Origin of the sequence: Paucibacter sp. M5-1 (genome assembly GCF_027498415.2) — a bacterium.
Taxonomy (GTDB): Bacteria; Pseudomonadota; Gammaproteobacteria; order Burkholderiales; family Burkholderiaceae_C; genus Roseateles_E.
This window is the reverse complement of sequence record NZ_JAPZLM020000001.1, coordinates 3,183,263-3,196,058: the sequence shown is the minus strand read 5'-3', so window position 1 is coordinate 3,196,058 and position 12,796 is coordinate 3,183,263. Positions and strand designations below refer to the sequence as shown.

8 protein-coding genes are annotated in these 12,796 nt (G+C 67.9%); 1 reads left to right on the top strand and 7 read right to left on the bottom strand.

All coding sequences use genetic code 11. The features are described from left to right. From O5M90_RS14925 to O5M90_RS14895, 7 genes are all read right to left on the bottom strand, one after another. Complete coding sequence (locus O5M90_RS14925; protein ID WP_269839368.1) at positions 1-519, bottom strand: OsmC family protein; 519 nt, start codon at positions 517-519, stop codon at positions 1-3. 68 nt (positions 520-587) lie between these two features. Further along, positions 588-2,528 (bottom strand): BTAD domain-containing putative transcriptional regulator, encoded by a 1,941-nt coding sequence (locus tag O5M90_RS14920; protein ID WP_269839367.1) that lies wholly within the window; start codon positions 2,526-2,528, stop codon positions 588-590. An 85-nt stretch (positions 2,529-2,613) separates the two neighbouring features. Then, complete coding sequence (locus tag O5M90_RS14915) at positions 2,614-3,747, bottom strand: HD-GYP domain-containing protein (protein WP_269839366.1); 1,134 nt, start codon at positions 3,745-3,747, stop codon at positions 2,614-2,616. A gap of 109 nt (positions 3,748-3,856) precedes the next feature. Then, complete coding sequence (locus O5M90_RS14910; protein ID WP_269839365.1) at positions 3,857-5,692, bottom strand: hypothetical protein; 1,836 nt, start codon at positions 5,690-5,692, stop codon at positions 3,857-3,859. Between the two features lie 13 nt (positions 5,693-5,705). Further along, positions 5,706-6,839 carry a phosphatase PAP2 family protein gene (locus O5M90_RS14905; RefSeq protein WP_269839364.1) on the bottom strand — a complete coding sequence of 378 codons (1,134 nt, stop codon included), beginning with the start codon at positions 6,837-6,839 and terminating at the stop codon, positions 5,706-5,708. A gap of 30 nt (positions 6,840-6,869) precedes the next feature. Continuing rightward, the gene (locus O5M90_RS14900) at positions 6,870-8,660 is read right to left on the bottom strand and encodes an adenylate/guanylate cyclase domain-containing protein (RefSeq protein WP_269839363.1); all 1,791 of its coding nucleotides are present in this window, start codon (positions 8,658-8,660) and stop codon (positions 6,870-6,872) included. 93 nt (positions 8,661-8,753) lie between these two features. Beyond that, entirely contained in the window at positions 8,754-9,191 is a 438-nt protein-coding gene (locus tag O5M90_RS14895) for a Cd(II)/Pb(II)-responsive transcriptional regulator (RefSeq protein WP_137942472.1), read from the bottom strand. A 248-nt stretch (positions 9,192-9,439) separates the two neighbouring features. Between O5M90_RS14895 and O5M90_RS14890 the strand changes: the two genes are divergently transcribed. Continuing rightward, complete coding sequence (locus tag O5M90_RS14890) at positions 9,440-12,778, top strand: ATP-binding protein (protein ID WP_440402132.1); 3,339 nt, start codon at positions 9,440-9,442, stop codon at positions 12,776-12,778. Positions 12,779-12,796: the final 18 nt, after the last annotated feature.

The window sequence follows — 12,796 nt, the reverse complement described above, 5'->3', positions numbered from 1 at the left end:
TCAGGGGCGCGGGCCGAACACCACCGCGCCGCTCAGCGGCTGGGGGTCGGCGAACACATGCAGATAGGGACTGGCGCTCTGAGCCTGCTCGATCGCGCGGCGCAGCGCCTCCTGCGGCGCGGCGCTGTCGATGTAGAGGGTGTGGCGCACCCGCAGATAGCCCGGGTAGACGTCGGTGCTGCCGAGCATGCCGCGGTCGTCGAAGTCCGCCTGCACCTCGACCTCCAGGCTGCGCCAGGAGAGGCCCGCGCGCGCCAGCCAGGCCGTGTAGCCGATGGCCAGGCAGCCGGCCAGCGCGCCGCGCCCGAGCACGCCCGGCGTGGGGTGCTGGCCGCCGCCGCCGGCCTCCACCGCCATGTCGACGGCCAGGGTCCAGTCGCCTTCGCGCAGCTCGCAATGCAGCCCGTCCACCACGCGCGCGCGCATCGTGCATTGCCCCTGCGCCTGCGCGGGTTTGCGCTCGAAGGCGGCCTGCATGCGGTCCCAGGCGGTGCGGATGCGCTCGGCGGTGCGGTTCATGCTCGGCTCCTTTTTGCGGCCTCGGCGGCCCGGTTCGGCAAGAATGCGCGACGGGCGTCAGCCCAGCGTCAAGACGGCGTCAAGGGCCGTGCTTCCCGCCAGACGGCCTGCAGCGCCTCGAAGCGCCGCTTGCGCACCCAGACGCGCAACTCCTCCGGGCTCAGGCACGGGCGGATGTGCCAGGCCTCGCGCAGCGCCGCGAGCGCCGCGGCGCGATGGCCGCGCTCCAGCTCGATCCCGGCCCGCACGATGCGTGCGGGCCAGAAGCGCGGGTCCGCGCGGCAGGCCGCCTCGGCCGCGCCGGCGGCCTCGTCCAGGCGCTCCAGCCGCTGCAGCGCCCCGCTCAGCAGGGTGTACCAGACGGGTCGACGGTAGTCGTCCGGGCTCAGGCGCAGCCCGCGCTGCAATTGCTCGATGCCGCGTTCGGTCTCGCCCAGGATCAGCTGGGTGGCGCCCAGCGCGGCCCAGGCCTGGGGATTGCCGGGGTTGGTATCGACCGCCCGCTGGATGAAGGGCAGGGCACGCCGCGGGTCGCCCAGATCGGCCAGCGCGCAGCCGGCATAGCCAAGCACCTCGGAGTTGCGCGGCTCCAGTTCCAGCGCCTGTTCGGCCTCGGACAGCGCCTCGGCGCGCGCGGCCGCGCCGGGCAGCAGCCCCATATTGCCGGCCAGGGCCATCACGATGGCCTTCTGCGCCCGCGCCAGCGCATGCCCGGGATCGACGGCGATGGCATGGCGGTAGAAGTCGAGCGCGGCGCGCACCGAGTCCTCGGCCCAGCCGCGCGCGAACAGCGCGCAATTGGCATCGCGCACCAGGTCGCGGGCATCGTCGCCCGCGCCGTCGGCATGCTGGCGGCGCTGCCGGCGCGCCCAGGCCACGCTGACCTGCAGGTCGACCTCGGCGGCCCAGGCCGCGATGCGCTCGTCCAGCAGCCCCGACGCCGGCTGGGCCTCCAGGTCTTCCTGCAGGCTCCACAGGTACAGCGCGTCCTCGCCGGAGATCAGGTGCAGCGACAGCCGCAGCCGCCCCTCCGGCGTGCGGCGCAGACCGCCGCCGACCAGAAAGCAGGCCTTCAGCAGCTCGGCCATGCGCACGAGGTCGCCTTGCGCCCGCGCCGCCACCGACTGCACCGCGGCCTGGGCCGTGACGGCCAGCTGCGAATGCCGCGCCAGCGCGGCGCCCAGGTCCTCGGCCACCACGAGGGCCAGGCTTGCCAGCGCCGCCTCCTGCGGCAGCACCGCCAACGGCAGCACGGCCAGGGCCAGAGCGCCGCCGCCCGTCGGGCGCCCCTGTGGCTCGTCCGGCGCCGGGGCCCGCAGGGCCGCGCGCAGCGCTGCGGTCTCGGCCTGCGGCGCCGTGCCGTACTCGCGCCGCAGCACCGTCGCGCAGCGCTCGTACTGGGCCAGCGCCTCGCTGCGCCGGCCGAGCGTCGCCCAGGTCTGCATCAGCAGCCGATGTGCCAGCTCGTTGCCGGGGTCGAGTTCGAGCCAGCGCTGCAGGCAAGGCACGGCCGCCTCGTGGCGCCCGGCGGCCAGCAGCGTGCGGGCCAGCCGTTCGAGCGCGGCCCAGGCCAGACGCTCGACGCGGGTCCGCTCGCCGCTCAGCCAGGTCTCGAACCCCTCGCTGATGAGCGCGCCACCCTGCAGCAGCGGGCCGGCATAGAGCGAGGCGGCCAGCTGCAGCTGCTCCGGATCGGCGGAGCGCGCCGCCGGCTCGAACTGCCACAGGTCGACGCCGACGCAGCGGGGGTCCAGCATCACCTGCTCGCCGCCGTTGATCTGCAGCACCGGGCAATCGCGTCGCAGCTCGCTCAGCAGCTGGCGCAGGCTCTGCCGCGCCCGATCCCGTGGCACTTCCTCCCACAGCAGGCTGCCCAGATACTCCCGCGTCAGGCCGGCGGGGCCGGCGCATCCCAGCAGGCCCAGCAGGGCTTGTGCCTTGGGGGATGCGGCGGCCGTCGCGGCATCGCTTGCGAGCCGACAGGAGCCCAGGAGCCTCAGTTGCCACATCGGCGGATTGTGGGGCGACGGATCCCCTTCTGTCATGTCCCTGACTTTGCCGCCCGGCGCGGCGACGACCTTTGGCGGCGCAGGCTCAGACCGCCCCGATCAGGCCGGCGACCTGCTCGTCGGACAGCCGCATCGGCAGTGCCTGCACCGGCAGCAGGGCCGCCACCGCGTGCTCGCCGCGCGCGCTGTCGCGCAGCACCGGGCTCAGGCGCGGCTCGCCGGCGCCATTGATCAGCACCGCCACGCGCGGTTGATGCGCCTTCTCGCCATTGCCTACCACCAGGCCCAGCTCGCCCGAGGCCAGGCGGACCACGCTGCCCGGCGGGAAGATGCCGAAGGCCTTGATCAACGCGCCGGCCAGCGGGCTGGCGTCGGCCATCTGGTGCAGCTCGCGGCCGGCCTGCTGGGCGCTCATCGCGGGGCGGTTGGCGCGGCTGGACAGGCGGGCCGTGTAGACATCGGCAAAGCGCAGCATCTCGGCCAGCTCGCTGATATCGGTCGCGCCGTTCGGGTAGCCGGATCCATCGGCCAGCTCATGGTGCTTGAGCACGGCCTCGATCCAGTCGGTGTCGGTGATGCCGGCCTCGCTGAGCATCTCGGCGCTGCGGGCCGGGTGTTCGTTGATGGCCTCGCGCTGCTTGGCCGTCAGCGGCGAGACCTGGGTCGAGAGCCGGGCTTGCAGATCGATCATCGCCACATTCATCGTCAGCGCGGCCTGGAAGGCGCGGCGCTGCTCGGCCACGGACCAGCCCAGATAGCGCGCCGCCGCCTGGCAGGCGGTGGCGGCGTGGATCGAGTGGCTGACGCCGTAATGGCCGGCACCGGCCTCGGGCTGGCGCACCACCTGGGACAGGGCCACATCGGGCGAGCATTCGATCAGCGACAACAGCAGATCGGTGGTGCTGTGGATGGCGCTCGCCAGCTGTGCGATGGGCGCACCGAGCGCTTGCCTGACATCGCGGCTGCCACGGTCCCAGTCGGCCGGCAGCCGTGCCAGCCGCTGCGCCGGCGTCTCGCGCCGCGAGGGCTGCACCGCCTCGGCCAACTCCTGGACCTCGACCAGCGCGCCGCGCTCGAACAACTCCTGCAGCTGCGCCTCGTCGCGTATCACCTGCCCCCGTGCCAGCAGCAGCATGCGGCTGGCATCGCGCACGCTGAACGGCAGCGGTTGGCCGAGCACGATGCGGTTCTTGACGGAAGAGAGCGAGCAGACGCGCATGGGGTTGTGGACAAAGCAAGGCCCGCCGGGATGCGGGCCTGCCGGACTGTATATCGGCTGAGTGCAACTCAGCTTGAGGGCACATGCCGGCCTGTCTTGACCGGCAAAATTATGGACGCACCACGAGCGGCTCCGCCGTGATCGGACTGCGCATGCTGGCAAGCCAGGCGCGGCGATCTCCGAGATTGACGAATCGTGTTGCGCCCATGCTGTTGACCAGCCGTCGAGCAAGCACGGGTGCCGCGACGCTCGTGCCCGCCATAGGCACCAGGGTGTCGCTGCACACGCCTGTTGCATAGAGACCACCAAAGGTCGTGCCCTCTTCTGATGCGCCATAAGCATCGACGCCGCGTCGCCAGCGCCAGTCAGGTGTCAAGCTGCCGCCCGGCGAGTAGGTCGCCAGGGCATCGCTGCGCAGACAGGCTGCGCCCACCACGACAACGCCTGCCGAGGTCGCCAGATCGCTGAGAGCGCCGTCGCCGAAAATGCTGAAGCCTCGGTCGCTCGAGGTTTCCAATCTGGATTGAGGCTCACCCGACGTCGTTTGCCTAGGGTCATCACGCTGGATCCATGCATCCAGCATGACCTGTTCTTCCGAGGATTGATTGCGCAGCCGGAGCGTCCAAAGCCCAGCGTTGCTCTGCGTTGCCGGGCCTAGCCCTGCAACCGTGGACAGGATCATCATGTCCTGCCCGACCGACTTTGGCCCACCTGCTTCAAAGGCGGCCAAGCAAACCTCCGTCGGCACATCGGGGATGGCTGGCAGGCACGCATGCTGTCCGCTTGTCAGGGGCCCCAGACAACGGAGCCCATCCGGCGCAATCAGTTCGACATCGAGTTGGCTGGGTGCTCCGCCGTGAGTGCAGCGCCCCCATAGCTCAAGGAAGCTGTCGGTCGGGTCTCCGTGCGCGATCCGCCAGCCCAGTTCCAGTTGACTGCCTGGAGTCAAAGTGGCGCGTGCATGCAGGCGCTCGCCGCGCGCATTGCCAGCCGCGACCGTGATCAGCAAACGCGGCGTCTCCTTCAGAATCTCGTCCAGGGCAAGCTCCAGCAGTGAACTGCCGTCATGCGGTCCGGCCAACGCCCCAATGCTGATATTGATCAGCACGGGAGCATCGGGGTCAGCTTTAGCGAGGATGTAGTGAACGGCATCGATCAGGTAGGCCCCACTGGATGCACCGGTGACATCGCCAATCTTCGGTCTCGGCACATCAACGAACACCAAGTCGCACTGCTGCGCCAAGTCTGGGCGGGAGGGCTTGGCACTCAAGGCGGGTGCAGGTGCCCTCACCACACCGGCGAGAGTGTCGAGCACATGCGTGCCGTGCGCGCGCTGCTGCAAGAATGCGCCTCCCTGTTGCATCAGGTACTGAGCCAGCCGATAGCTCGCAGCCTCATCGTTGCTGGCAATTTGTTCATTGATCGCCGCACGGTCCAGTTCTCCGCCATAGCCAAATTCAGGTGGTACAGGCCAGCCGACGGCTGCGGGCAAGTCTTGGCGCCACAAACCCAATAGGCGAGTTTTGCTCGGGTCGTCTGGGTTGCGAAAGGCGGTGTTGAGGTAGGCACAGTCGTTGTCGATAACTCCGATTACCGGACGCAGCGACTGCGTACGCGGCGGTGGGGGCGATCCTGTTGCTTGAGCGGCCCACGCGACAGGGGGCCTATCAATGGGCAGGGCCATCATCATTGAATCGACCGAGTCCTGCAGCTGACCAATGTCGTGGATGGCCGCCCATACAGTCATGAAGGGACCGGTCGACCGGACATGATGGGGTGAGACAAAGAAGGACTTGCCAAGAGCGGCGCGCTGCGCTTCGGACACTCGCACCAGGAACGGAATCAGCAGTGCCGCACCATGGCGCTGGCAGGCTGCATGACCGGAAAACTGGGTCAGATGACTCCACTGCAGATAAGGGTCGGGATAGAGATTGGTGCTTGCCATGGTCGGCTTCCGTTCAGGACCATTCGCTCTTGGCTTGCTCCCACAGATCGCACCAAACCGGGAAGGACACAGCTGCATCGGCGACAGCAACTGGGCTGGGCGAAACCAAGGGTGCTGCCTCGTTGAATGAGGCCGTCGCTCCGGCCGCGCTGCCGGTCAGCGCAGTGGCAGGGAATGAACCGGCGCCCCAGGAATTGGCCTGCCTCGCTGTAGCGAGCAGGTAGCTTGACAGCACGTCGCCAAGCTGCCGGCCGGCTTCAAGATCGACAGGGAAATGCAGACCTGCGATCGCGCGGTTCTCGGCAATTCGGAAGGCCAAGCGGCGGAGATAGTTCCTCACATGAGTGGGCGGCGCCATGTCACCGAGGAGATGGCCCAATAGTGCCGCAGTGACATGCGCCTCGACGGCATGCCCTGCCGGAAATGCCGGGTGCCGTGGCACTTCCAGAAGCGGCTGGACGGTGACCGAGTACTCGCTCGGTCTTGGGCAAGCCAAGGTGTGCTTGAAGTACATGCAGATCGCATAGCTGAACTGCAAGGCCAGTTGCAGGGCTTCCAGTGTGTGACGATGCCGGCCGGTTTGCAGATTCATGATGGATGCAAAGTAGGCCAGCGGAGGTGCTACCTGGGTCAATATCTCGGGGGCCCGGCTGTCACGTGCACTCACCATGGCATCCATCAACTGCAACTGGCCTTCGAAGAACCCGCGATCAGGCCGGTTCATCGTGAAAAGCGGATAGACCTGACCGTTGAAGTCGGTGGCCTGGACCTGAGCCTGATGGCCGTTGCGGTCGAACGCCACCGAGCCGAGCAGTTCGCTCATGATGAGAGCTGCTCGCACCGCAGGACCATGGCGGCGCGCACTGCTTGCCTGAGAGAGGGGTGGGAGGGATGACCATGCCGAACCTCGGTCACCAGCACCGCCCAAGGTGACCGGCCTCTGTCCACGCAGAATTTCGGTTCGCGTCGCCAGCAGCGCAGCCGTCAACATCCCATTGCCGGGGAAGCCATCGAATCCGTAGGCTTCCATACTGTTGCTGTAGGCGTAGGCATTGCTACCCGTATAGGCGTTGGTGCCTGTGTAGGCGTAGGCATTGTTCCCCGTGTAGGCGAACGGACCAACTGTTGAGAAAGCTCCTGTGGACATGGCGTGCTCCGACGGTAAAGGAGGGGCTGACTAGCGCTGCGGTAGGCCGGCTTGCCTCAAGGCTTGGGCGCAGCGGTTTGCAAATGCGGTTCCTCGGCCGGGATAGTTTCTTTCGAAAGCATCTACCGAGTAGCGTGGATCTATTGCAAGCAAGCCCTGGACCGACAGCTTGGCGGCGTCGACATCGCCCTGTAGCAACTGCGCAATGGCAAGCGTGCGATAGGTCGGCATATGCCGCCGGTTCAGTCGCAAAGACAACTCAGCGGTGCTGACGGACTCCGCCAGTTGGTTGGCGGACAGCATTGCATGAGCTGAGAAAGTCTCGAAGAAATACCGCATCGGATCCAGCGGAGACAACTTGATGGCCTGCCTAGCGGCGTCGACGGCAGCTGCGCCTTGATCGCGATAGGCGTACAAGGCCGACATGAACAGCCACGCCAAGGGTTCGCTGGAGTTGGCAGCGAGGGCCTCGGTATAGCGCTGCTCCGCTCTCTCAAGATCTTTATCAATCAACGCGGCGACCAAGCCATCGATGGACAGAGCCAGAGGATGCGATGGGTACAGCCTCAACGCACTCTGGGTTCGTTGGTGTGCAAGCCTGACCTCGATGTCAGGAGCGGTTGTCCAAGCCTGAACCAGACTCATGACGTGCCACTTTGCCTGCCAGGCGAGGACGTCCGGCGATCGGGGGTGCCGGTACAGCAACTTCTCCAGGCAGGCATGTGAGCGCTGAAAGTCCTGGGCCGTCGAGTGGTGCATCAAGGCGATGGCGCTGAATAGAAGCACATGCGAGTCCACCGCATCCAGTCCGAGACCACGGCTTTGTTCGACGGCATTTGCGAAAAGCACGCGAGCGACGTCCTGTGCAACTTTGTTACCCACTGGATTTGCGTCGGACAGAATTTGTGTCTGTTCGATTTCCATGCTGTCGGCCCACATGAGTGACCCGGTATGCACATCGGTCAACTCAAGACTGATAAGAACGGTTGATCCCCGCATGAAGCATTTTCCGGAAATGACATAGCGGGCGTCGAACATCGTTCTCAGGCCTTGAAGGTCCACCCGACGTCCTCGCAGTGCTGCCGCAGACAGTTGCGATATGACCCGCCAAGCAGCGCAGCGTGAGAGGGCGCGTGTGATTTCGTCAGCGATGAGATCCCCAAACAGGGCGCCATGCGAACCCGGTGTCAGTGTGGTGAAGGGCAACACCAAAATGACCGACCTGGTATCAGGCGGGGGCTCGAATGCAGGCATTGCGGCATCATTCGCGCTGCTGCTCAGCGCGAAGCACTGGCGCGGCGCATCAAGGTGTTTGAAGTACTTCTCGCCGATGTCCTCGACACGGGCATCCAACTCATGGACCAGGGCATCACGGATCTCGGCGGAAACGACAAACGTTCCAGGTTCAGCGCTGGCGGCAAACCTTGCGGCCAAATTGACTCCCGATCCATAGACGTCATCGCGATCAATACTCACGGCGCCGACATGCGCACCAATGCGTAGTAAAAGTGCCTGGCTCGCGGATTTGCCCTGGTTGATCAATGGCAAGCGACGTTGGAGTTCAAATGTCGCTTTGACGGCGCACAACACCTCATCGAACTCCAGCAACATCCCGTCGCCAAGACTCTTCACCATGCGCCCCTGATGGGCGGGCAAGACCTGACTCCGGACCTCATGCACGAACCGCCGCCAGCGGTCGATGACATCGGCCTCGTTGGCCTGCATCAAGCGCACTGATTCGACGACATCCACCACCACAATGGTTTTGGTGGCTCGAACCAGTTCGGGCCAACCCTCTCCCTGTGAGTCGGTGGTGCTCATCGTGACCGCACAATCTGTTACCTTCATCCCCATTCTGGGGGACGGGTGTTCGGGTCGGGCAGGGGTTTGCGAGAACCTAGTTCTAGGGAAGGGTCAGGTCTTTCCCTGCCCATGGCAGGCACAGGCCTCGCCATGGGCGGCCGCCACCAGCTCTTCCAGGATGCCGCAGCCATGGGCGTCGTGATCGGCGTCGCAGCGCGCCTTCAATGCCACCAACTGCTTCTCCAGCGCCTGCATGCTGGCCAGGCGTGCCCGCACCTTGGCCAGTTGCGCCTCGACCAGGCCGTCGACGCTGGCGAGCTGGGCCGGGTCCTGGCTGTGCACACTGGCCAGCAGCAGGGTCACATCGGCCAGCGACATGTCCAGCGCCCGGCAGTGGCGGATGAAGGCCAGGCGCTCCAGATGCGGCTGCGCATAGTCGCGATAGCCGTTGGCGCTGCGCGCCGGGCCGGGCAGCAGGCCACTTTTCTCGTAGAAGCGGATGGTCTCGATATCGACCCCGGTGGCCTGGCTGAGTGCTCCGATGCGCATGGCGGCTGGTCCTTTCGCAGCCAGCATAGCGTGACTGTGGAGCCGCTACAGGCTTGCCGGCCAGTCCTTTTGGGGCCAGGTCGATAAAGACGGGGACAGGATTGGCGGGACAACGGGTGCCGGGTCGCGCCATCCGCCTCTAAACTCGGCCGCTGCATCGAGGGTCCGAGCATGAGTCTGTGCAACCGACATCGAACCGCGGCAACCGCCACACCGCACACCCGGCCGGGCCGCAAGGCTCTGGGCTCATGAGCGGCCCAGCGGCCGGGCCGCCCCGGTCACTGCAGTCGCTGCAGGCGGCCATCGCGACGCTGGAGTCGCAGCGCGCCTTGCTGGGCGATGCCGTCGTTGATGTCGCGGTGGCCGGCCTGCAAGCTCAAGCACAGGCCTTGCAGGCTGCCGGCTCCGAGTCGACGCAGAGCCAGGCGCTGCGCCTGGTCAGCATCCTGTTCCTGGATGTGGTGGGTTCCACCGCGCTGGGCCAGCAGCTCGACCCGGAAGAGATCCATGCGGTGATGGATGGCGCGATGGCACGCTTCACCGGCGTGGTGCAGGCTCATGGCGGCCGTGTCCTGCAGTACGCGGGCGACAACCTGCTGGCCGGCTTCGGCGCCGACGAGGTGCGGGAAGACGATGCCGAGCGCGCCGCGCGCTGCGGTCTGGCGCTGCTGGCTGCCGGCCGCAGCGTGGCGCAGCAGGTGCAACAGGCGCACGGTCATCAGGGCTTTGATGTGCGGGTCGGCATTCATTCCGGCCAGGTGCTGCTGGGCGGTGGTGTCGATGCCGAGGGCACGATACGCGGCAGCGCGGTCAATATCGCCGCGCGCATGGAGCAGTGCGCGCCGCCCGGGGGGCTGCTGATCAGCCTGGACACCTACCGGCTGGTGCAGGACCGCTTCGACGTGCAGCAGGGCCAGGCCTTGCACATCAAGGGCGTCGACGCGCCGATGCTCACCTTTCGGGTCGAGCGCGAGCGCCCGCGCAGCGCGCAGCAGCTGCGGCATGGCCTGGATGCCGTCAACGCCGGCCTGGTGGGGCGCGATGCCGATCTGGCAGAGATGCGGGCCGCGCTGGCCGCCGTGCAGGCCGGGCGGACCCAGCGGCAAATCACCGTCATCGGCGATGCCGGTCTGGGCAAGACGCGCCTGCTGGCCGAGTTCGAGGCGGGCCTGTCGACCCCGGGCGGCGGCCCCTTGCACGCCAGTGCCCATCCGCAGGGGCTGCATCAGCCCTACGGCGTGATCCGGGATCTGCTGTTCCGCTGTTTCGATGTGCAGGACAGCGACCCCTTGGCGCTGGCCCAGGCCAAGCTGGCTGACGGCCTGGCGCCGCTGTTCGGCGAGCGGGCCGATGAACAGACCGCGCTGCTGGGCCAGCTGATCGGGCTGGACTACCGGGCCAGCCCCTTCATCGCCGGCATCCTGCAGGACGGTCGGCAGCTGCGGGCGCGCGCCCTGCATGCCTGGATCGAGTTCCTGCGCCTGTCCTGCGCGCGGCTGCCGCCGCCTGCCGTGCTGGTGCTGATGCTGGACGATCTGCACTGGGCCGATGAGGGCTCGCTCGATGCCATCGAGCAGCTGTGCGCCGTCGGTGACGAGCTGCCGCTGCTGCTGCTGTGCGCCGCACGGCCCGAGCTGCTGGAGCGGCGGCCCGGCTGGGCTGAGACCTGGCCGGCGTGCACCCGCCTGGCGCTGGCACTGCTGGATCCGACGGACCGCCAGACGCTGGCGCGCTCCCTGCTGCGCCAGCTGGGTGAGCCGGCGGGCGCCGCCGCACAGCAGCTGCAAACGCTGCTGATCGAGCGCACCGACGGCAACCCCTTCCATATGGAGGCGCTGCTGCAGATGCTGGTGGACCAGGGCGAGCTGGACATCTCCGCCACGCCTTGGCGGCTCGCCGCCGGAGGCCTGCAGCGCCTGCAGGTGCCCACCACGCTGGTGGGCGTGCTGCAGGCCCGGCTCGATGCGCTGCTGATGCCGCAGCGGCGCGCGTTGCAGCAGGCCAGCGTGATCGGCGCCGTGTTCTGGGACGAGGCCCTGGCCGCGCTCGACGGCCATGCACCGGCAGCGCTGGGCGCGCTGAGCCAGCGCGGGCTGGTGTTGCCTCAGGACGGCGGCGCCTTCGCCGATGCGATGGAGTTTGCCTTCCGGCACCATCTGCTGCATGACGTCACCTACGGCACCGTGCTCAAGCATGACCGGCGCGAGCAACACCGCTGCGCCGCGCTGTGGCTGGAGGCGCGCAGCGCGGGGCGCGAGGCAGAGTTCGCCGGCCTGATCGCCGAGCATTTCGAGCGCGCCGGCCTCCCCGACCGTGCCGCAGAACACTGGGCCCGGGCGGCCCAGGAAGCGGTGGCCCGCCATGCCGACAGCGCGGCGCTGGCCCATGCCTGCCGCGCGCTGGCGCTGGATACCGGTGCTGACCCGCAGCGGCGCTTCGCGATGCTGCGCGTGTGCACCCATGCGTGGTCGCGCCGCGGCGATGAGGCCGAGTATGAGCAGGCCGTCGCGGCGCTGGAAGCCGAGGCGGACGCGCAGGATGACGCGGTGCTGCGCCTGATTGCCGCGCAGCACCGCATGCACCGCCTGTGCCAGAACGGCGAGTACGAGTCGGCCCATGCCCTGGGCTTGAGCCGCCTGGCTGCGGCCGGTGAGCGGGCTCCGGCCGAGGCGGCCAAGGTGCACAGCACCTTGATCATGGCGCTGGGCCGCCAGGGTCGCCATCAGGAGGCGCGCCTGCATGCGCAGGCCGCGTTGACCCTCGCGCGTGCCTGCGAAGACAGCTATACCGAGGCCTCCGTGCTGAACAATCTGAGCGTCGGCTATGCGGCCGAACGCCTTTTTCAGCAAGCTTTCGCCAGTGGCGAGCAGGCGCTGGCCAAATACCGGAGCATCGGCAGCCGCTACGGCGAGGCCATCGCCTTGCTGAATCTGGCCTTCGCCGCCCAGCAGTGCGGCCTGGTGGAACAGTCCCGCGAGCAGCTTTGCCAGCTGCTGCAGCTCTGCGATGCCATTGATCACCGGCAGATCGGTGCGCAGGCGCGCTGCAATCTGGCCGGCGTGCTGGTCGAACTGGGGCAGGCGCCGCAAGCGCTGGACCATGCGCTCGACGGCATCCGCATGGCAGAGGGCATCGGCGACCGCTACATCCAATGCACCGGTCATGACGCCGCTTTTCAGGCTTGCTATCTGCTGGGTCGCTGGCGCGAGGCCGTCGAGCATGGCCGGCTGGCGCAGGCCGGCCTGGCGGCCAGCGGCGAGCCGGCGCAGGCACTGGCCTGCGAAGCCGGCGTCGCCTGCGCCTTGCAGCAGGCCGGTGACGCCAGCGGCGCGCGGGCCGGTGTCGAGGCCGTGCTGGCCGCCGTGGCCGGTCGCGGCGGCTGGCAGGACGACGAGGCGGATGCCGCCATCTGGTGCGCCCGCGTGCTGGCGCAGCAGCAGGACCCGCTTGACGCCCCATGCTTGGCCGCCACCCTGGCCGCCGCCCGACGCGGGCTGATCGCGCAGGCGGCGATCTTCGAGGATCCGATCCAACGTGCACAGTTCCTGCAAGCGACGGCCCTGCGCCGCGAGCTGCAGCTGACCTGACGCGGCCGTTCACGCCAC